Source organism: Aeromicrobium sp. P2_G6 (assembly GCF_056403535.1).
Genome location: NZ_JBFUFH010000003.1, coordinates 46,339 through 65,263 on the forward strand (window position 1 = coordinate 46,339; position 18,925 = coordinate 65,263).

Below are 18,925 nucleotides of genomic sequence, written 5' to 3' on the forward strand. Positions count from 1 at the left end.
CGTCAGCCTCGCGGCGTGCACCGCCGGTTGTCCGACGCGCGACTACGCCCTGTGGACAGCCTTCGCGTCGGGCACGCCTGTGGAGAGGGCCGCCTGCAGCATCGACTGCGCCGACCAGCGCATCAGCTCGACGGCCGCATCACGGGACAGACCGCCGATGTCGGTCAGCCAGACGAGCGCCTCGATGCCGGTCGCGCTGCGGATAGCGAGCACGAGCCGGCGCAGCTCGTCCTCCGACAGCTGATCGCGCAGGGGTTCCAGCGCATCGGTGATCCACCCGATCGCCCTGCCCTGCCGCAGTGGCTGACCACCGCGATCGGCGGGATCGTCCTCGAGTGAGAGCCGCAGCATCGTACGTTGCTGGGCCTCCGTCTCCAGGATCAACGTGGTGAACCGGCGAACCACCTCGTCGAGCCGGGCGGCCGGATCTGTCGGCGAGTCGTCGCCGAGCAGGGACTCGGCGCCGGTCTCCGGGTGGGCGGCGGCGAGCAGGCTCCGCTGGTTGGGGAAGTAGCGGTATGCCGTCGTGCGCGACACCGCAGCAGCGTCAGCCGCCTCCGCGACGCTGGGCGCCAGGCCGCGCGAGACCATCTCGCGCGCTGCGACCACGAGCGCAGTGCGCGTACGACTCTTCTGCTCGACGCGGCCACCGGCCTCGTACGGTGTTGACATACCGATCATGGTACTGCAGTCTCGTTATGGTACTCGTGTCCCACGACGCGAACCAAGGAGAAGGCTTCATGAGCGCAACAGCCGCACCCACATCCATCGTCAAGGCCGCGTCAGAGGGTGAGCGTCGCTGGTTCGCCGGGGGCGGCGTGCACACCTGGAAGATCCGCGCCGAGGACTCCAACGGCGCCTTCTTGATGTTCGAGGACGAGATGGTGCAGGGCAAGGTCACGCCACTGCACATCCACCCGGACACCGACGAGACCCTCATCGTCCTCGAGGGTGAGATCCTCGCGCACCTCGACGGCACCGAGCAGCGAGTCTCCGAGGGCGGCATCATGCTCGCGAGCCGCGGCCTCCCCCACGCGTTCATGGTGACCTCGCCCCGCGTCCGACTGCTCTGCGTGCAGACGCCCGGCAACATCGAGTCGTTCTACTGGGACGCCAGCGACCCGATCGCGGACGACGTGGACACCGGTGAGGTCGACTTCGAGCGGATCGCCGCCTCCGGGCAGCGCAACGGCGGCATCGTCTTGCTCGGCCCGCCTCCGTTCGCCCACTGACACTGTCGTACCTCGTTCGTACGATGAGGCATGCCCACGATCCGCATCGAGGCCGCGACTTCCGTCCCCTGGTCAGACGTCGAGCAGACCATGACAGGAGGCGGCGACGGCGCGAGCTGTTGGTGCCAGTGGTTCATGGTCACGCGCAAGGAGTTCGACGCCGCCAGCCTCGACGACAAACGCGAGCTGCTCCGTCGTGAGCTCAAGAACTCATCAGCGTCACCGGCCCTCATCGCGTATGTCGACGACTCCCCTGCCGCGTGGGTGCGGGTCGCTCCGCGTACATCGCAGCCGGCGCTCGGCCGCTCACGCATCGTGAAGGGCAGCGACGAACCGGCTGACGACACCGACGTCTGGGCGATCACCTGCTTCGTCGTACGCCGTGAACACCGCGGTCTGGGCCTCGCGAAGGAGCTCACGGCGGCTGCCGTCGATCACGCAGCAGCCCACGGCGCACGCGTCGTCGAGGCATACCCGGTCGACACCGATCAGCGCAAGACGAGCAACAACGAGCTGTTCCACGGCGCGGCATCGACGTTCCGCGAGGCCGGATTCCGCGAGGTGGCCCGACCCACGGGCGCCCGGGTGGTGATGGCGGTCGACGTCAGTCGTCGGCGCCGGGCACCTTGAAGTCCGAGCCCTGCAGCTCCTCGACGTTGACGTCCTTGAACGTCAGCACCTTGACGTTCTTGGCGAAGCGCGCCGGGCGGTAGATGTCCCACACCCAGGCATCGTTCATCGAGACCTCGAAGTAGGCGTCGCCGGTCTCGGAGCGGACCTTCACGTCGACCTGGTTGCACAGGTAGAACCGCCGGTCGGTCTCGACGACGTACTTGAAGATCGTGACGACGTCGCGGTACTCCCGATAGAGCGCGAGCTCCATCTCCGACTCGTAACGCTCGAGATCCTCAGAGCTCATGATTCGCTCGCTGACGCTCGATCATGGAGTGTGCCTTCCATTGCTGCTCGTACGTTGACGTATCGCCGCCGGTGCTCGGCGCACGGACCGTGCAGCTTCAGCGCCTCCTGGTGGAGCGGGGTGCTGTAGCCCTTGTGTGTGGCGAAATCGTATGCCGGATAGTCCTCGTGCATCTGCACCATCATGCGATCACGGGTGACTTTCGCGATGACCGAGGCCGCAGCGATCGAGGCGGCAACGCGGTCGCCCTTCCACATCGCCAGGCCCGGAGCGCCGAGCCCGTCGACCGGGAACCCGTCGGTGAGGATGTATCCGGGGCGCACCGCGAGCCGGGCCAGCGCCCGGCGCAGTGCCGCGATGTTGGCGACGTGCATACCCATCCGGTCACAGTCGGCAGCCGAGATGACCACGACAGACACGTCGACCGCGCGCTCCATGATCAGGTCGAAGCACGCCTCGCGGCGCGCTTCGGTGAGCAGCTTGGAGTCGGCGAGGCCCTTGATGGGGCGCTCCAGGATGACGGCGGACGCCACCAGGGGCCCGGCGCACGCGCCACGGCCCGCCTCATCGACACCCGCGACGGGGTGCAGACCTTGGCGGGCCAGCGCGCGCTCGAAACCGTAGAGCCCGGCGTCACGCCGGATCGTGGAACCCTTGGCCAGACGTGTCACGCAGTGAGCCTAACCCGCATCATCAATGGTGCGGCAGGCAACTCACCGGTGCTCAGACGTCGCGCTTTTCCTTGATCTTGGCGGCCTTGCCACGCAGGTTGCGGAGGTAGTAGAGCTTGGCCCGGCGGACGTCGCCGCGCGTGGCGACCTCGATCTTGTCGATGACCGGGGTGTGCAGCGGGAACGTACGCTCCACACCGACGCCGAAGCTGACCTTGCGGACCGTGAACGTGCGGCCGATGCCCGAGCCCTGCACCTTGATGCAGACACCCTTGAAGACCTGGATGCGCGAACGGCTGCCCTCGATGACCTTCACGTGCACGTCGAGCGTGTCGCCGGCGCGGAAATCGGGGATGTCGGTGCGCAGCGATGCGCTGGCTACCTGGTCGACGATGTTGGTCATGGTCTACTCCTCGCTGGTGCCACAGGTCACCCACGGATTGCTTTGCGAATGAAAGTTTTGATGCGGCGGTGAACACGATTCCCCTGAGGCAGAACCGTCGGCGCCAAGGGTCAATGTTGCCACATGCGGACCCCCGGGAGGAAATCGGGCGCGGGACTCAGTCCAGCAGGTCAGGGCGGCGTTGCCGCGTACGTTCGAGCGCCTGCTCGCGCCGCCATGCCGCGATCGCCGCGTGGTTGCCCGACAGCAGGATCTCGGGGACGTCGAGGTCACGCCAACGGGCGGGCTTGGTGTAGACGGGGTACTCGAGCAGCCCATCGTCGCCGTGAGACTCCTCGACCAGTGACTCGGGGTTGCCCATGAAGCCCGGGATGAGTCGCACGATCGCCTCGATCATCGCGAGCGCGGCAACCTCTCCCCCGTTGAGCACGAAGTCTCCGAGCGAGACCTCCTCGACCCGCCAATGGTCGGCGGCGTGGTCGATGACGCGCTGGTCGATGCCTTCGTAGCGCCCACAGGCGAACACCAGGTGGTCCTCGGTGCTGAGCTGCTCTGCCATTCGCTGGGTGAAGGGCGTCCCCGACGGGGTCGGCACGACGATCACGGCGGAGTCGGTGGCCAGCGCGTCGAGCGCCTCGCCCCACGGCTCGGCCTTCATGACCATGCCGGCTCCCCCGCCGTAAGGCGTGTCGTCGACGCTGCGGTGTTTGTCGGTCGTGAAGTCGCGCAGGTCGTATGTCGTGATCTGCAGCAGTCCGGCGACCTGCGCCTTGCCGGCGAGCGACAGCTGCAGGGCGTCGAGGTAGGCCGGGAAGATGGAGACGACGTCGATCTGCACGTCAGTCGCTCGTTTCGGCCTCGGCCGGGTCCAGCAGTCCCGCGACCTCGTTGATCGTGACGAAGCCGCCCCTGACATCCACCACCGGCACGATCTCGGTGACGAACGGGATGAAGACCTCCCGGCCGTCGATCTCGACAGTCAGGGTGTCCTGGTGGGGGCCGTGCACGATGCCGGTGACGGTGCCGACGACCTCGTCACCCGTACGCGCCTCGAGCCCGACCAGCTGGTGGTCGTAGAACTCGTCGGGATCGTCGGGGAGCTCGAGCGGGTCGATCTCGGCCTCGATGATCCTGCCGTGCAACGCCTCGGCGGCGGTGCGGTCCGGGATCTCCTCGAACGACACCACGAGGCGCCCGCTGTGGTGCCGGGCGCGGGCGATCGTGAGCGTACGGTCGCCGCAAACGACCGACGAGCCCGGGGCGAAACGCCGTTCGGGCTCGTCGGTTCGGATGTCGACGTTCAGCTCACCGCGGATGCCGTGGGCACGGCCGATCCGGCCGATGACGACCTGCATCGTCAGTTGCGGCGGTCGACGTCCACGAAGTCGATGCGCGCGCCGCCACGTCCGGCGATCGCGCCCGCGACCTTGCGGATGGCGGTGGCCGTACGGCCCTGGCGACCGATGACCTTGCCGAGGTCGTCCGGGTTGACCCGGACCTCGAACAGCTCGCCGTTGCGCGTCTGCTTGGCGCGCACATTGACATCGTCAGGGCTGTCGACGATGCCGGCGACGAGGTGCTCGATGACCTCGATCATGGGGGCTGCCACGATCAGGCCTTGGCCTCGTCGGCAGGGGCCTCTTCAGCAGGTGCCTCGTCGGCCTTGGGCTCTTCAGCCTTGGCCTCCTCGACGGGCGCCTCGTCGGCCTTGGGCTCTTCAGCCTTCGGCTCCTCGACCTTGGCCTCGTCAGCCTTGGGCTCCTCAGCCTTGGCGGCGGCCTTCTTGGCTGCAGCAGCCTTCTTGGTCGTCGCGTCGGCCTTGGGCTCGCTGTGGAGCTCCTTGAGCGCTTCCTGGAAGATGTCTTCCTTGCTGCGCTTCTCGTCGGCGAACTTCATCGTGTTCTTGCCACCGATGTCGCCGGTGATCTTGAGCAGCGCGGCGACGGCCTCGGTGGGCTGGGCGCCGACGCCGAGCCAGTACTGGGCGCGGTCGCCGTCGACCTTGATGATCGACGGGTCGGCCTTGGGGTTGTAGGTGCCGATCTCCTCGATGACGCGACCGTCACGCTTGGTGCGCGAGTCGGCGACAACGATGCGGTAGAACGGCGTGCGAATCTTGCCCATACGCTTCAGGCGAATCTTGACTGCCACGAGTGTGGTGTCTCCTCAGATGTGTGTATGTGGTGACCTGCCGGTGCCGCGTGGGGACACGGCCGGCGAAATCGGTGAGCCGGGCGGCGTGAAGATGAGAGGGTCTCCACACGTACCGGACGCAAGGGGCCATTCTGCCAGAACACGGGCCATGGCTCCAATTCGGCCGGTCGCCCGCGCCCGCCCGGCTCAGAACTCGCCGTGGCGGCCTTCTCCCCCGGCGAAACGCGCCGCGCCGTCCGCGCCTTCCAGCATCACGATCGGAACGCCGTTGGCGCCCTCCGAGCGCAGTGCTGCGTCGAGCGGGAGGTCCCACTGGCGGTAGGCCGAGGCGCGGTCAGCCTTCATGCACTCTGCGGGGAACGCCGCGATCTGCTCCGCGAGGTCGTGCGCGACGGTGAGCGAGTCGCCCACGGGCACGACCCGGTTGGCCAGCCCCATCTGGAGCGCCTCGTGCGCGCCGACCGGACGCCCCGTGAGGATCAGGTCCAAAGCCCGACCCTGACCGATGATGCGCGGCAGGCGAACGGTTCCGCCGTCGATCAGGGGCACGCCCCAGCGCCGGCAGAACACGCCGAACACCGCGTCCTCCTCGACGACTCGCAGGTCGGCGAGCAGCGCCAGCTCCAGACCGCCCGCCACCGCGTGGCCGGACACCGCAGCGATGACCGGCTTGGTCAGCTCCATCCGGCTGGGCCCCATCGGACCACCGCCGAGACCCTCCGGGTCGAGCTCGTTGCGGCGCTCAGGGTCGTCGACCGCGGAGAGGTCGGCGCCGGCACAGAACGTACCTCCGGCACCGGTCAGCACCGCGACCGCGAGCGACTCATCCTCCTCGAACTGCTGGAACGCGTCGCGCAGCTCGGCAGCCATCGGGCCGTCCACGGCATTGCGCACCTCTGGCCGGTCCATCGTGATGGTGCAGATGTTCTCGTCGACGTCGTAGCGAACGTGGTCCATGCCGACCATTCTTGCCACGGCTAGTCGCGCGGCTGCCAACCGGGCGGGCCGAGGACGTACGCGAGCTTGTCGCGCCAGCGCGGTGCCTGCCTGACGTCGTGCCAGATCTTGACGTACTCGCCGTACTGCAGCTTCCACACGTTGTAGGTGCCGACCGGATGGGTCAGCCCGTACGTCGGCCGGTACAGCTCGGGCTGGAACGACCTGAACAGGCGATCCCAGACGATGAGGATGCCGCCGTAGTTGCGGTCGAGATAGATCGCGTCGGAGCCGTGGTGCACGCGGTGGTGGGACGGCGTGTTGAACACCGCCTCCCACCAGCGCGGGAACCGGTCGATCTTCTCGGTGTGCAGGTGGAACTGCCAGATCAGGTTGATCGAGAACGTGAAGTAGATCATCCAGGGCGGCACGCCCAGCAAGGGCAACGGCAGCCAGATCAGCACCTCGAACCACTGGTTCCACTTCTGCCGCAGGGCGGTCGAGAAGTTGAAGTAGACGCTCGAGTGGTGTGCCTGGTGACCGGCCCAGCCGAGCCGTACGCGGTGCGAGAAGCGGTGGTAGGTGTACCAGAGCAGGTCGACGCCGAGCAGCACGCCGACCCAGGTCCACGGGTTCTTGGCCGACAGGTGCCAAGGCGCGAGGTGGACGTAGAGCACGGTGTAGAGCAGGAACGCCGCCGTGCGGAAGATCGCCGAGAAGGCGATCGAGCCGACGAACATCGTCAGGCTCGCCCGGGTGTCCTCCTTGAGGTAGCCCATCCCCGCCGGTGCATGGCCACCATCTGGACTGCCATCTCCCAGGTCTTGGACGTGATCGCGCTCAGCACTGACTGCTTTCATCTCGATGAGCATGAACAGCAGGAAGAACGGCACGGCGGCGCCGGCCGGGTCCTTCAGGTTGTGCGAGAACGCTTCCCACATCGGGTCATCGTCGCATGTGCCGCCGGTCGTCGGAGCGAAATGCCGTCGACGCCTCGGCAGGACCGTCCGCGTACAAATCGTCGAGCCGCCGCGAACGCTGAAAGCGCCCGCTGACCTCGTGGACCGGCTAGTTTGAGGCTTGAATTGACGACAGGAAGGAATCGCCAGTGACCTCCTCACCGGTTGATCCGAGCGAGACACCGCCCGTGGACCCCGCCGACCCTGCGTACGACCCCGACCCCGAGGCTCCCCTCGAGGACACCGTCCTCGACCCGGACGCCGATCTGGTCATCCCCGACGACGACGGCGGTCCGTCGGAGCCGTGACAGCCCGGTTCCCGCCGGCTCTATCCTCGCGGTATGCCTGACATCACGATCCTGCACAACACCGCCTGCTCGACTTCCCGCCATGCTCTCGACGAGGCGACGGTGGCCGGTGTGGACACCGAAGTGGTCCAGTACCTCAAGAAGCCGCTCGACCGTGCCGAGCTGCTCGAGCTCCTGAGCAAGCTGGAGGACCCTTCCGCCGACCTCGTGCGCAAGGACGGGTTCTTCAAGGCGCAGGGACTCGATGCCGACGACTACGTGACGCCCGAGGCGGTGGCGGACCTGCTCGTGGAGCATCCAAGACTCATGCAGCGCCCCGTGCTGGTACGCGGCGACCGCGCGATCATCGGCCGCCCCAAGAACCGGGTCGCCGCGTTCCTGGCCGGCTGAGACTCCCCCGGTGGGATAGCGTCGCCCCACGTACGCATCGCAGCCGGAAGGGATCTCATGACCGACCAGCAGCCTCCGCAGCCCGACCCGAACCAGCCTCAGGTCCCGCCGGCCGGCCAGCAGCCCTACCCGCCGCAGTACGCGCCGTACCCCGGTCAGCCCTACCCGCCGCAGTACGCGCCCAACCTCGCCGCACCGTCGAAGGCACTGGCCATCACGGCGCTGGTGCTGGCGATCCTCGGATTCTTCGTCGTGACTGCGATCGCTGCGGTGGTGCTCGCCATCATCGTCCTCGTCCAGTCGAGGGACGGTCGGCCGCACGGCAAGGGCATGGCGATCTCGGCACTCGTCATCTGTGTGCTCTGGTTTGTCGGCTTCATCGTGGTGGTCGTGGCCGTGGTCACCAACAAGGCGGACCGCGACTCCTCCGGCACCATCGTCGATGACGGATTCATCCTCGTGACCAGCATCCGGGTCGGCGACTGCCTCGTCGATGAGCCCGGTGAGTCGGTCCAGATCACGGTCGAGGCCACACCGTGCAGCAGACCGCACCGCGAGGAGGCATACGCCACGTTCGACCTCGGCGGCGGCGAGTTCCCGGGCCAGGCGGAGGTCGATCGACTGGCGGAGGAGGGGTGCGCCTCCCGGTTCGAGGAGTACGTCGGGATCAGCTACGACGAGTCAGAGCTCGACGTCGTCTTCCTGCGGCCGTTCGAGGACTCGTGGGATGCCGACACCGGCGTCACCTGCATGGTCTCCGACGGCGGGTTGAGTGTCGGGTCACTCAAGGGCGCCAACAACTGAGTCAGCCACCGGGGCCGCGAACTGTGCGGAGTAGAGGCGCTCGTACGCTCCCCCGGCGGCCCGCAGCGAGTCGTGGTCGCCCTGTTCGACGATCTGGCCGTCCTCCATCACGACGATGTGGTCGGCGTCGCGGATCGTGGACAGCCGGTGTGCGATGACGAATGACGTACGCCCCGAGCGCAGCTGCTCCATCGCGCCCTGGACGAGGGACTCGGTGCGCGTGTCGACCGAGCTGGTGGCCTCATCCAGCACGAGGATCGCCGGATCGGCGAGGAACGCGCGGGCGATCGTCAGCAGCTGCCGCTGGCCGGCACTGATGTTGGTGCCCTCGTCCTCGATCACCGTGTCGTAGCCGTCAGGCAAGGTGCGAACGAAGTGGTCGACGAATGCTGCCTCGGCGGCCGCGATGATCTGCTCCTCGGACGCGCGGTGGGCGCCGTACGCGATGTTGTCGCGGATCGTGCCCTTGAACAGCCAGGTGTCCTGCAGTACGACACCGAAGTTCTCCCGCAGCGGTCCGCGGTCCATCCGGGCGATGTCGACGCCGTCGAGCGTGATGCGCCCGCCCTGGATGTCGTAGAACCGCAGGACCAGGTTGGTGAGGGTCGTCTTGCCGGCACCGGTCGGCCCGACGATGGCGACCGTCTGCCCGGGCTCGGCGACGAGGTCGAGATGCTCGATCAGCGGCTCGTCGGGCTTGTAGGAGAACGAGACGTCCTCGAAGACGACGCGACCGCGTATGGGATCGGGGAACGGCGCGTCCGCCTCATCGGGACGCTCCTCCGGCTCGTCCAGCAGCGCGAAGACGCGCTCCGCCGAGGCGACGCCCGACTGCAGCAGGTTGACCATCGCGGCGACCTGCGTCAGCGGCTGGGTGAACTGCCGGGAGTACTGGATGAACGCCTGCACGTCGCCGATGCTGAGCGTGCCCGACGCGACCCGCAGCCCGCCGATGACGGCGACAAGCACGTAGTTGATGTTGGACACGAACATCATGACCGGCTGGATCACGCCCGAGACGAACTGCGCCTTGAACGAGGCCGCGAACACCGCCTCGTTGCGCTGGTCGAACTCCTCACGCGCTTCCTGCTGGCGGCCGAAGACCTTCACAACCTCGTGGCCCGTGAAGACCTCCTCGATGTGTCCGTTGAGCCGCCCGGTGCTCGCCCACTGCTTCATGAACTCCGGCTGCGAGCGCTTGGTGACCGCCTTGGTGATGGCGAACGCCAGCGGCAGCGTCAGCAGCGCGACGAGTGACAGGAGCGGGGAGATGATGAGCATCATGACGAGCGTGCCGATGACCATGAGGACCGAGCCGAGCAGCTGGCTCATGGTCTGCTGGAACGACTGCGCGATGTTGTCGATGTCGTTCGTCGTGCGCGACAGCACCTCGCCGCGGTCCGTGCTGTCGAAGTAGGACAGCGGGAGCCGGTTGATCTTGGCCTCCACGTCGTCACGCAGGCCAGTGACGGTCTTTTGCACGACCGTCGTCGTGAAGACGCCCTGGAACCACTGAAGGACCGACGCGAGGACATACAGGACGAGTACGCCGGAGAGCACCAAGCCGAGGCTCCTGAAGTCGATGCCGGCGCCGGGCTGGAGGTCGACGGATGACACCAGGGAGGCGAGCTTGTCGTTGCCCTCGCTGCGCAGCTGGGCGACGACCTCCGCCTTGGTGGCGCCGTCGGGGAACTGACCGTTGAGGAAGCCGGTGAACACGATGTCGGTCGCGTGGCCCAGCACCTTGGGCCCGATGACCGACATCGAGGTGGCGACGACGCCGAACGCGATGACGCCCCAGACCATGATGCGCTGGCGCAGCAGCCGGTCGACCAGCCGGCGCAGCGTTCCCTTGAAGTCCTTGGCCCGCGTCGGCGGCATCCCCATCCCGGCAAGCGCCGGCCCCCGCCCGCTCACGCGGCTTCCTCCTCCGTGAGCTGGGAGAGCACGATCTCGCGGTAGACCTCGCAGGTCTGCATCAGCTGCGTGTGGGTGCCGGTGCCGACGACCCTTCCCTCGTCGAGGACGACGATGCGGTCGGCGTTGCGGATCGTCGACACGCGCTGGGCAACGATGACGACGGTCGCGTCGGCGGTGGCCGTACGAATGGCGGCGCGCAGAGCGGCGTCCGTCGCGTAGTCGAGGGCCGAGAACGAGTCGTCGAACAGATAGATCGGCGGCCGCTTGACGATGGCCCGTGCGATCGCCAGTCGCTGGCGCTGACCGCCGGAGACGTTGGTGCCCCCCTGCGAGATCGGGGCATTCAGCCGCTCGGGCATGCGCTCGACGAAGTCGCGGGCCTGTGCGATCTCGAGCGCCTCCCACAGGTCGTCGTCGGACGCGTCGGGCCGCCCGTAACGAAGGTTGGAGGCGACCGTGCCGCTGAACAGGAACGGCCGCTGCGGCACCAGACCGATCGACGCCCAGACGTCCTCCGGGTGCAGTGAACGTACGTCGTGCCCGTCGATCGTCACGGTGCCCGCCGTGGCGTCGAACAGCCGCGGGATCAACCCGAGCAGCGTCGATTTGCCGCTGCCGGTCGAGCCGATGATCGCCGTGGTCTGACCCGGCCTCGCGACCAGGTCGATCTCGTGGAGCACGTCCTGCTCGGCGCCGGGGAAGGCGAACGAGGCGCCGGTGAGGTCGATATGACCGCGGTCGAGGGTGACCTGCACCGCGTCGTCAGGCGCCAGCACACTCGGCTCGGTGTCGAGCACTTCGGTGATCCGCTCGGCCGAGACCTCCGCACGCGGCCACAGCATCAGCATGAACGTCGCCATCATGACCGACATGAGGATCTGGACGAGGTAGTTCTGGAACGCGGTCAGCGTGCCGACCTCGAGGTCGCCGCTGCCGATGCGGTAGCCGCCGAACCACGTCGCGAGCACCACCGAGACGTTCATGATCAGCATGACCATCGGGAACATCATCGACATCAGCCGGCCGACGGCGATCGCGACCTCCATGCTCTCGCGGTTGGCGTCGCCGAACCGCTCAGTCTCGTAGCGCTCCTTGACGAACGCCCGGATCACCCGGATGCCCATGATCTGCTCGCGCATGATCCCGTTGATCGCGTCGATCTTGGTCTGCATCAACCGGAACAGTGGCCGCATCTGCCTGATCACCAGGCCGATGCTGATGACCAGCGCCGGTATGACGAGCAGCAGGAGCCCCGACAGCTCGACGTCCTGGCGCAGTGCCATGAAGATGCCGCCGAAGCACATGATCGGCGCCGCGACGAGCAGGGTCAGCGCCATGAACACGATGAGCTGCACCTGTTGCACGTCGTTGGTCGTCCGGGTGATGAGCGTCGGCGCTCCCAGCTGGGCCATCTCGCGTGCCGCGAACGTCTCGACCTTGCCGAACACACCGGCACGCAGGTCGCGGCCGAGTGCCATCGACGTCCGCGCGCCGAAGTAGACCGCGACGATCGTGCAGACGACCTGGACGACCGTGACCATCAGCATCATCCCGCCGGTGCGGACGATGTAGCCGGTGTCGCCCTGCACGACGCCCTTGTCGATGATGTCGGCGTTGAGCCCGGGCAGCCAGAGGTTGGCCAGGGTCTGGATCAGCTGAAAGACCAGGACGAGGGCGATGGGCCGCTTGTAGGGCGCAAGATACGTCCGCAGGAGCGGAATGAGCATTGCCTCAGGGTATCTCGGCGCCCTGTCACAATCTCACGACAGATGTCATGACCTGCGAGGCTTCGGCCGCGGGCGGCCTCCGCACCTCAACGACCACTACCGCTAGACCACCGTGTTCACGAGCAGCACCACGACGAGGCCGCTGACCGACAGGATCGTCTCCATGATCGACCAGCTCTTGATGGTCTGGACCACCGAGAGCCCGAAGAACTCCTTGACCAGCCAGAATCCCGCATCGTTGACGTGGGAGAAGAACACCGAACCGGCGCCGATGGCCAGCACCAGCAGCGAGACCTCGGTGCTGCCGAGGTCCTGGGCGATGGGCGACATGATGCCCGCGGCGGTGATCGTGGCGACCGTCGCCGATCCGGTAGCGAGACGGATGAGCACGGCGACCAGCCAGGCGAGCAGCAGGACCGAGACGCCACTGTCCTTGACGAAGTCCGCCACCACCTCGGCGATGCCGGTGTCGATCAACGTCTGCTTGAACCCGCCACCAGCGCCGACGATCAGCAGGATCCCGGCGATCGGCGGCAGCGACTTGTTGAGCACGTCGCTGATGTCGTTCTTGTCCATGCCGGAGGCCACGCCGAGGGTGAACACCGCGACGATGACCGAGATCAACAGCGCGACGAACGGCTCGCCGATGAAGTCGAGCGTCTTGCGCAGTCCGGTGCCCTCGTCGAGGGCGATGTCGGAGTATGCCTTGCCCATCATCAGCACGACCGGCAACAGCACCGTGGCGAGGGTGGCGCCGAACGTGGGGCGCCTCTCCCGTATTTCCGTCGTCGCGTCGTAGAGGTCGCCCGCCGGCACCGGGACCCAGCGGTCGGCGAACCGGGCGAACAGCGGCCCCGCCACGACGATCGTCGGGATCGCGACCAGGATGCCGAGTGCCAGCGTACGTCCGAGGTCGGCGTCCACGGCGTCGATCGCGGCCAGCGGGCCCGGGTGCGGTGGGACGAACCCGTGCATCGCGGAGAGCCCGGCGAGGGCCGGGATGCCGAGCGAGATGATCGACCGTTCTGCGCGCTTGGCGACGAGGAAGATGACTGGCATCAGGAGCACCAGGCCGATCTCGAAGAACATCGGCAGGCCGATGATCGCGCCGATCGCGGCCATCGACCACGGCAGCATCCGCGGACTCGATCTCCCGACGATCGTGGCGACGATCTGGTCGGCTCCGCCGGAGTCCGCGAGCAGCTTGCCGAACATCGCGCCCAGTGCGATCAGGACACCGACGCCTTTGATTGTGTCGCCAACCCCGGTGGTGAAGCTGCCGACGACATCGAGCATGTTGCGGCCGGCGATCGCGCCGACTGTCAGCGACCCGAGGATCAGGGCGAGGAACGGGTGCAGCTTGAACCAGGTGATCAGCACGACGAGCACCGCGATGCCCACCAGGGCCGCGGTGATGAGCTGACCGGTCCCGGCAACGGCCTTGACCGGCTCGGGTGGTGTGGCCGCGATGAGCGTGCTGGCGATCATTCGGTGTCCTCCTGGGAGAGGCCGGCGCGGGCGACGAACTCGTCCACGATCTCGGCAGGCGACGGGGTGATGTCGAAGGCCCAGCCGTTCTCGTCCTCCTGCAACGGCTCGAGGGTCTGCTCCTGCGACTCCAGCAGCGACGCCGGCATGAAGTGGTCGCGGTGCTCCATGCGGGACTTGATGAGCTCGTGGTCGCCGGTCAGGTGCAGGAAGTACGTACGAGGGGCGGCGTCGACGAGGATGTCGCGATAGACACGCTTGAGCGCGGAGCAGCTGATGACGCCGCCTGCGGCATCGTGCTCGTGGAGCCACACGCCGATGTCGGCCAGCCACGGCCAGCGGTCCTCGTCGGTGAGCGGCGTACCGGCGGACATCTTGGCGATGTTGGCCTCGGAGTGGAAGTCGTCGCCGTCCGCGTAGTCGAGCGAGAAACGATCAGCCAGCTCGTGCCCGACGGCGGATTTGCCGACGCCCGAAATGCCCATGACCACGACGAGCGGACGTTCCCCCATGCCACGACACTATGTCCGCGAAGCGGATGACGCACGCGGAGCGTGGGTCAGAGCAGGTCCTTGAGCTCCTTGGGCAGCTCGAACTCGTCGCTGCCGCCGGCCGGGAAGCCGAACGCGCTCGCGCCGTCCTTCTTGGTGGCGCCTGCAGCCTCGGCGGCGCGCTTGGCGGGGTTGCCCGACACGCGCTTGCCCTTCTTCTTCTGCTGCGGCTTCTGCTTGGCACCCGCCCGCTTGCCGACTCCGGGCATCCCCGGCATTCCGCCAGGCATACCGGGCACACCGCCGCCCTTGGCCATCTGCTGCATCATCTTGCGTGCGTCGAAGAAGCGATCGACGAGCTGGTTGACGTCCTTGACCTGCGTGCCGGAGCCCTTGGAGATGCGCGTACGGCGGGAGCCGTCGATCATCTTTGGGTTGTCACGCTCGGCCGGCGTCATCGAGCGGATGATCGCCTTGATCTTGTCGACCTCGCGCTCGTCGAAGTTGGCGAGCTGCTCCTTCATGGCGCCCATGCCCGGGAGCATGCCGACCAGCTTGGACATCGAGCCCATCTTGGAGATGGCTTCCATCTGGCCGAGGAAGTCGTCGAGGGTGAACGAGCCACCCATGAGCTTCTCGGCGTCCTTGGCCGCCTGCTCGGTGTCCATGACCTTCTCGGCCTGCTCGATCAGGGTGAGCATGTCGCCCATGTCGAGGATGCGAGATGCCATGCGATCGGGGTGGAACGCATCGAAGTCGGTGAGCTTCTCACCCGTCGACGCGAACATGATCGGCCGGCCGGTGATCGAGCGCACGGACAGCGCCGCGCCACCGCGGGCATCGCCGTCGAGCTTGGTCAGGACGACGCCGGTGAAGTCGACGCCTTCGAGGAATGCCTCAGCGGTGACGACGGCGTCCTGGCCGATCATCGCGTCGATGACGAACAGCACCTCGTCGGGGTCGACCGCGGCACGGATGTCTGCGGCCTGCTGCATCAGCTCTGCGTCGATGCCGAGACGTCCTGCGGTGTCGACGATCACGACGTCGTGCAGGGTGCGGCGGGCCTCGGCGAGACCGTCGGTGGCGACCTTGACCGGGTCGCCGATGCCGTTGCCGGGCTCGGGGGCGAAGACCTTGACGCCGGCCTGCTCACCGACGACCTGGAGCTGGTTGACGGCGTTGGGACGCTGGAGGTCGGCCGCGACGAGCATCGGCGACTTGCCCTGGCCCTTGAGCCAGAGTCCGAGCTTGCCGGCGAGGGTCGTCTTGCCGGCACCCTGGAGGCCGGCGAGCATGATGACGGTCGGCGGGTTCTTGGCGTAGCGGATGCGCCGCGTCTCGCCGCCGAGGATCGTGACGAGCTCGTCGTTGACGATCTTGATGACCTGCTGGGCGGGGTTGAGCGCCTGGCTCACCTCGGCGCCGCGAGACCGCTCCTTGACGTTGGCGATGAAGTCACGGACCACCGGGACGGCGACGTCAGCGTCGAGCAGCGCGACCCGGATCTCGCGGGCGACGGCGTCGATGTCGGCGTCGGAGAGTCGACCCTTGCCGCGCAGGTTCTTGAACGCTGACTGCAGGCGATCTTGCAGGGTGTCGAACATACGTCGGTCGTCATCCTCGAATGGAAGAAAGGGGTCTGGTCAACTCTAACCGAGACCCCGTGGCGCCTCCCCCTCGTGGGCGGTGACTTGGTCGCCCTTCCTCGTTCGGCGCGGTGGCTGAGTCGGCTTTCCCGACCCCGGAAGGGCGACCAAGTCACCGCTCCACGGGGCGGGGTCAGGTGAGGGCGGTGGCGAGGGCGTCGCGCAGGGTCGTCGCGGTCGGATCGTCGAGGGGCTGGCCGTCGCCGTCGACGACGTAGAACACGTCGCGGACCTCGTCGCCGTACGTCGACATGTGGGCCGAGCGGATCGACAGGCCGAGCGAGGCGATCTGGTCACACACCGTCCAGACCAGTCCGCGGCGGTCCTGGGCACGTACCTCGACGAGCGTCGCGGTCTCCGAGAGCCGGTCCAGCAGGCGCACGCGGGCGTCCGGCGCGTCGGCGATCGACGTCAGCTCGAGGCGCCCCGACAGGTCGAGCTCGCCGGCCATCGCAGGGCGGAGACGGTCGGTCAGACGTGCCGCGTCGATGTCAGCCCGCGACACCTCCCACAGCGAGACCGCCGCGTCGCCGAGCGTGACGGTGCGGGCCGAGCGGATCGCCAGCCCCGCGAGGGCCAGGCCACCGGCGAGATCGGCCATGACGCCTTGCCGGTCGGCGGTCACGATCTTCAGCAGCGATCCGCCCTGGTGCGACTCGACCGTGAGCAGGAAATCGGTCGGCTGCATCGCACCGTGCTCCGGGATGGGCACACCGACGGGCCAGCCCTCGTAGTCCTCGGCGGTCGGTGTCGTCACGCTCTCGTCGAGGACACCACGCACCTTCTCGACGAGCCCTTCGGTCAACCCCTTGCGCCACGGTGACCACGCCGCCGGGCTGGTGGCCAGCGCATCGGAGGCGGTGAGCGCGGCGAGCAGGTCGAGGAAGTCCTCGGTCTCCACGATCTCGGCGACGTTGGCAGCCGTCGACGGGTCCTCGATGTCACGCCGCGTCGCGATCGTCGGCAGCAGGAGGTGCCAGCGTACGAGCTTGCCGACGACGGCGGCGTCCTCGTCGCTGAAGCCCCACCGCTGTGCGATGCGTACGGCCATGGGCTCGCCGACCTCGGAATGATCGCCCTCAGCGCCCTTGCCGATGTCGTGCAGCAGCGCCGCGACCGCGAGCAGGTCGGGGCGGGCCACATCGCGCTTGACCTTGGCGGCCTCCACGCAGGTCTCCAGGCTGTGCCGGTCGACCGTGAAGCGGTGCACGGGCGACGACGAGCCGCGCAGCCGGATCGCGACCCATTCCGGCAGCAGCAGGTCGACGACGCCGGCGAAGTCGAGCTCGTCCCACACCCGCACGAGGCCCTTGCCCGAGCTCAGGAGGTCGACCATCAGACGGGAGGACGACGCCGACCACGGGTCGGGCAGCTCGCCCATCGACGCGGCGAGCCGGGTCGCGGAGCCAGGACTGAGCGGGAGACCTTCACGGGCCGCCGCCGCGGCAGCCCGGAGCGCCACCTCGGGGTCGGTCGCGGGATCGGCTTTGCCGGTCACGATGACCTCGCCGTCGAGGATGCCGACGCCTTCGGCCAACGGCGTCACGGCCGGGCCGGTCGGCGTGATGGTGCGCAGGGCGGGCGGCGCGAGGGCCGCGTCGATCTTGTGCCACGACAGCGACGCCAGGTGAGCGATGCGGCGGCCGAGCTGACGGGTGTGCAGGTCCAGCTCCTCGGCACCCATGCCGAGGAACCGCGCGACGTCGGGGATGACGTCGGCATCGAGCCGCTCGACCCGCCGCCCGACGGTCTCGTGCAGCGCGTCGCGTACGTCGAGCAGGTCGGATCGCAGCGACTCCGACTCGCCATGGGGTACGTCGATCAGCCACGTCGCCACGAGCGCTCGCAGGATGACGCTGTCGCGCAGCCCTCCCCCGGACTCCTTGAGATCGGGGACGGCGGCATGGGCGATCCAGCCGGATCGCTCGATGCGCGAGTTGCGCGCCTCGCGGACCTCCTCGACCCGCGTACGGGCGTCGCGGCGCCAGTCCGCGAGCACCTGTGAACGCAGGGCCAGGACGAGCCCGGCGTCGCCCGCCACGGTCCGGGCGTCGAGCATGCCCATCGCCGCACGGTGGTCGGTTGCGGCGGCCTCACGCATCTGGACCGTGTCGCGTACGGAGTGGTCGAGGGCGACACCGTCGTTCCACAGGGGGTACCAAATCGCTTCCGCGACCTCCCGGACAACGGATTCGTCGACCGAAGGGTCGTGCAGCAGCACGACGTCGAGATCGCTGAACGGGGAGAGCTCCGAACGGCCGTATCCACCGACCGCGACAAGCGCCATGCCGGGACCTTCGCGCGGGTCGCTGCCGTCGGTCGGCACCGCCGCCGTGAACAGCTGGCGCAGCCTCCGGTCGGCCTCGAGGGCCCGGTCGCTCCGTTGCTGGGCGAGCGCAGCCTTGTCGAACTCGTGGGTCACGGAGGTGATCGTACGCAGCGGATCGCCCACCGGCGGCGCCGGACACACGACACAGAGCCGCCGCAACACCCGTTGAGGTGCTGCGGCGGCTCTGTTGATGGTCGTCAGGCCTTAGAGAGCAGCCTCGTCCGTCTCGCCCGTGCGAACCCGCACGACCGAGTCGACCGGGATGACCCAGACCTTGCCGTCACCGATCTTGCCGGTCTGCGCTGACCCGGTGATCGTGCTGACCACGCTCTCGACGTCGGCGTCGTCGACGACGACCTCGAGGCGGATCTTGGGGACCAGCGAGACGTCGTACTCAGCACCGCGGTAGACCTCGGTGTGTCCCTTCTGCTGGCCGTAGCCACTTGCCTCGGTCACCGTCATACCGGCGACACCCGCTGCGGCGAGGGCCTCGCGGACCTCTTCCCACTTGTGCGGCTTGATGACTGCAGTTACGAGCTTCATTCGTC

At 67.8% G+C, this 18,925-nt stretch carries 21 protein-coding genes and 1 pseudogene; 5 read left to right on the plus strand and 17 right to left on the minus strand.

The window, feature by feature from the left end; genetic code table 11:
* Window positions 1-42: 42 nt before the first annotated feature.
* Complete coding sequence (locus AC1DVU_RS11205; protein ID WP_476922520.1) at window positions 43-672, minus strand: TetR family transcriptional regulator; 630 nt, start codon at window positions 670-672, stop codon at window positions 43-45.
* 68 nt (window positions 673-740) lie between these two features.
* On the opposite strand from AC1DVU_RS11205, the gene AC1DVU_RS11210 reads away from it, so the two are divergent.
* A complete protein-coding gene (locus tag AC1DVU_RS11210) occupies window positions 741-1,232 on the plus strand; it encodes a cupin domain-containing protein (RefSeq protein WP_476922521.1) in 492 nt (163 codons plus the stop codon).
* A gap of 30 nt (window positions 1,233-1,262) precedes the next feature.
* Window positions 1,263-1,862, plus strand: coding sequence for a GNAT family N-acetyltransferase (locus tag AC1DVU_RS11215; RefSeq protein WP_476922522.1), 600 nt, complete (start codon window positions 1,263-1,265; stop codon window positions 1,860-1,862).
* Here the strand turns inward: AC1DVU_RS11215 and AC1DVU_RS11220 are convergent.
* The 9 genes and pseudogenes from AC1DVU_RS11220 to AC1DVU_RS11260 all read right to left on the minus strand — a co-directional run bounded on the left by AC1DVU_RS11220 (window position 1,837) and on the right by AC1DVU_RS11260 (window position 7,256).
* Window positions 1,837-2,151 (minus strand): DUF2469 domain-containing protein, encoded by a 315-nt coding sequence (locus tag AC1DVU_RS11220; RefSeq protein ID WP_056215024.1) that lies wholly within the window; start codon window positions 2,149-2,151, stop codon window positions 1,837-1,839. The genes AC1DVU_RS11215 and AC1DVU_RS11220 overlap by 26 nt on opposite strands.
* A complete protein-coding gene (locus tag AC1DVU_RS11225; RefSeq protein WP_476922523.1) occupies window positions 2,148-2,822 on the minus strand; it encodes a ribonuclease HII in 675 nt (224 codons plus the stop codon). The genes AC1DVU_RS11220 and AC1DVU_RS11225 overlap by 4 nt, the downstream gene beginning before the upstream one ends.
* Before the next feature lie 52 nt (window positions 2,823-2,874).
* Window positions 2,875-3,225 carry a 50S ribosomal protein L19 gene (gene rplS / locus AC1DVU_RS11230; protein ID WP_476922524.1) on the minus strand — a complete coding sequence of 117 codons (351 nt, stop codon included), beginning with the start codon at window positions 3,223-3,225 and terminating at the stop codon, window positions 2,875-2,877.
* A gap of 157 nt (window positions 3,226-3,382) precedes the next feature.
* Window positions 3,383-4,063: a tRNA (guanosine(37)-N1)-methyltransferase TrmD gene (trmD, locus tag AC1DVU_RS11235; protein WP_476922525.1), complete on the minus strand. Its 681-nt coding sequence runs from the start codon at window positions 4,061-4,063 to the stop codon at window positions 3,383-3,385.
* 1 nt (window position 4,064) lies between these two features.
* Window positions 4,065-4,580, minus strand: a complete 516-nt coding sequence (gene rimM, locus AC1DVU_RS11240; protein WP_476922526.1) for a ribosome maturation factor RimM — start codon at window positions 4,578-4,580, stop codon at window positions 4,065-4,067.
* A gap of 2 nt (window positions 4,581-4,582) precedes the next feature.
* Window positions 4,583-4,822, minus strand: coding sequence for an RNA-binding protein (locus AC1DVU_RS11245; RefSeq protein WP_159539368.1), 240 nt, complete (start codon window positions 4,820-4,822; stop codon window positions 4,583-4,585).
* 122 nt (window positions 4,823-4,944) lie between these two features.
* Window positions 4,945-5,376 (minus strand): annotated as a pseudogene (gene rpsP, locus AC1DVU_RS11250) (30S ribosomal protein S16); the annotation flags it as partial.
* A 189-nt stretch (window positions 5,377-5,565) separates the two neighbouring features.
* A complete protein-coding gene (locus AC1DVU_RS11255) occupies window positions 5,566-6,336 on the minus strand; it encodes a crotonase/enoyl-CoA hydratase family protein (protein ID WP_476922527.1) in 771 nt (256 codons plus the stop codon).
* Between the two features lie 20 nt (window positions 6,337-6,356).
* Window positions 6,357-7,256, minus strand: a complete 900-nt coding sequence (locus AC1DVU_RS11260; RefSeq protein WP_476922528.1) for a sterol desaturase family protein — start codon at window positions 7,254-7,256, stop codon at window positions 6,357-6,359.
* A 167-nt stretch (window positions 7,257-7,423) separates the two neighbouring features.
* Here AC1DVU_RS11260 and AC1DVU_RS11265 point away from each other — a divergent pair, with 167 nt between their 5' ends.
* Genes AC1DVU_RS11265 through AC1DVU_RS11275 form a run of 3 tightly spaced genes read left to right on the plus strand, consistent with a single transcriptional unit; the run spans window position 7,424 to window position 8,776 of the window.
* Window positions 7,424-7,582, plus strand: a complete 159-nt coding sequence (locus tag AC1DVU_RS11265; RefSeq protein WP_476922529.1) for a hypothetical protein — start codon at window positions 7,424-7,426, stop codon at window positions 7,580-7,582.
* 33 nt (window positions 7,583-7,615) lie between these two features.
* Entirely contained in the window at window positions 7,616-7,972 is a 357-nt protein-coding gene (locus AC1DVU_RS11270) for an ArsC/Spx/MgsR family protein (RefSeq protein ID WP_476922530.1), read from the plus strand.
* Window positions 7,973-8,029: 57 nt separating this feature from the next.
* Entirely contained in the window at window positions 8,030-8,776 is a 747-nt protein-coding gene (locus AC1DVU_RS11275; RefSeq protein ID WP_476922531.1) for a DUF4190 domain-containing protein, read from the plus strand.
* Here AC1DVU_RS11275 and AC1DVU_RS11280 read toward each other — a convergent pair.
* The 7 genes from AC1DVU_RS11280 to AC1DVU_RS11310 form a co-directional block, all read right to left on the minus strand.
* Window positions 8,753-10,693 carry an ABC transporter ATP-binding protein gene (locus tag AC1DVU_RS11280; RefSeq protein ID WP_476922532.1) on the minus strand — a complete coding sequence of 647 codons (1,941 nt, stop codon included), beginning with the start codon at window positions 10,691-10,693 and terminating at the stop codon, window positions 8,753-8,755. The two genes, AC1DVU_RS11275 and AC1DVU_RS11280, sit on opposite strands and share 24 nt — an antisense overlap.
* Window positions 10,690-12,423, minus strand: coding sequence for an ABC transporter ATP-binding protein (locus tag AC1DVU_RS11285; protein WP_476922533.1), 1,734 nt, complete (start codon window positions 12,421-12,423; stop codon window positions 10,690-10,692). Before AC1DVU_RS11285 ends, AC1DVU_RS11280 begins: the two co-directional genes overlap by 4 nt.
* Window positions 12,424-12,525: 102 nt before the next feature.
* Window positions 12,526-13,911 carry a GntT/GntP/DsdX family permease gene (locus tag AC1DVU_RS11290; RefSeq protein ID WP_476922534.1) on the minus strand — a complete coding sequence of 462 codons (1,386 nt, stop codon included), beginning with the start codon at window positions 13,909-13,911 and terminating at the stop codon, window positions 12,526-12,528.
* Window positions 13,908-14,423, minus strand: a complete 516-nt coding sequence (locus AC1DVU_RS11295; protein WP_476922535.1) for a gluconokinase — start codon at window positions 14,421-14,423, stop codon at window positions 13,908-13,910. Before AC1DVU_RS11295 ends, AC1DVU_RS11290 begins: the two co-directional genes overlap by 4 nt.
* A 47-nt stretch (window positions 14,424-14,470) precedes the next feature.
* Window positions 14,471-16,006 (minus strand): signal recognition particle protein, encoded by a 1,536-nt coding sequence (ffh, locus tag AC1DVU_RS11300; protein WP_476922536.1) that lies wholly within the window; start codon window positions 16,004-16,006, stop codon window positions 14,471-14,473.
* A 175-nt stretch (window positions 16,007-16,181) separates the two neighbouring features.
* A complete protein-coding gene (locus AC1DVU_RS11305) occupies window positions 16,182-18,470 on the minus strand; it encodes a [protein-PII] uridylyltransferase (protein ID WP_476922537.1) in 2,289 nt (762 codons plus the stop codon).
* Between the two features lie 111 nt (window positions 18,471-18,581).
* Window positions 18,582-18,920: a P-II family nitrogen regulator gene (locus AC1DVU_RS11310; protein ID WP_056397808.1), complete on the minus strand. Its 339-nt coding sequence runs from the start codon at window positions 18,918-18,920 to the stop codon at window positions 18,582-18,584.
* Between the last annotated feature and the right edge of the window lie 5 nt (window positions 18,921-18,925).

Coding starts and splice junctions, on each gene's coding strand:
- AC1DVU_RS11205 (WP_476922520.1), bottom strand. CDS start 672: ATGTCAACACCGTACGAGGCCGGTGGCCGCGTCGAGCAGAAGAGTCGT.
- AC1DVU_RS11210 (WP_476922521.1), top strand. CDS start 741: ATGAGCGCAACAGCCGCACCCACATCCATCGTCAAGGCCGCGTCAGAG.
- AC1DVU_RS11215 (WP_476922522.1), top strand. CDS start 1,263: ATGCCCACGATCCGCATCGAGGCCGCGACTTCCGTCCCCTGGTCAGAC.
- AC1DVU_RS11220 (WP_056215024.1), bottom strand. CDS start 2,151: ATGAGCTCTGAGGATCTCGAGCGTTACGAGTCGGAGATGGAGCTCGCG.
- rplS (WP_476922524.1), bottom strand. CDS start 3,225: ATGACCAACATCGTCGACCAGGTAGCCAGCGCATCGCTGCGCACCGAC.
- rimM (WP_476922526.1), bottom strand. CDS start 4,580: ATGCAGGTCGTCATCGGCCGGATCGGCCGTGCCCACGGCATCCGCGGT.
- AC1DVU_RS11245 (WP_159539368.1), bottom strand. CDS start 4,822: ATGATCGAGGTCATCGAGCACCTCGTCGCCGGCATCGTCGACAGCCCT.
- AC1DVU_RS11255 (WP_476922527.1), bottom strand. CDS start 6,336: ATGGACCACGTTCGCTACGACGTCGACGAGAACATCTGCACCATCACG.
- AC1DVU_RS11260 (WP_476922528.1), bottom strand. CDS start 7,256: ATGTGGGAAGCGTTCTCGCACAACCTGAAGGACCCGGCCGGCGCCGCC.
- AC1DVU_RS11270 (WP_476922530.1), top strand. CDS start 7,616: ATGCCTGACATCACGATCCTGCACAACACCGCCTGCTCGACTTCCCGC.
- AC1DVU_RS11275 (WP_476922531.1), top strand. CDS start 8,030: ATGACCGACCAGCAGCCTCCGCAGCCCGACCCGAACCAGCCTCAGGTC.
- AC1DVU_RS11285 (WP_476922533.1), bottom strand. CDS start 12,423: ATGCTCATTCCGCTCCTGCGGACGTATCTTGCGCCCTACAAGCGGCCC.
- AC1DVU_RS11290 (WP_476922534.1), bottom strand. CDS start 13,911: ATGATCGCCAGCACGCTCATCGCGGCCACACCACCCGAGCCGGTCAAG.
- AC1DVU_RS11295 (WP_476922535.1), bottom strand. CDS start 14,423: ATGGGGGAACGTCCGCTCGTCGTGGTCATGGGCATTTCGGGCGTCGGC.
- ffh (WP_476922536.1), bottom strand. CDS start 16,006: ATGTTCGACACCCTGCAAGATCGCCTGCAGTCAGCGTTCAAGAACCTG.
- AC1DVU_RS11310 (WP_056397808.1), bottom strand. CDS start 18,920: ATGAAGCTCGTAACTGCAGTCATCAAGCCGCACAAGTGGGAAGAGGTC.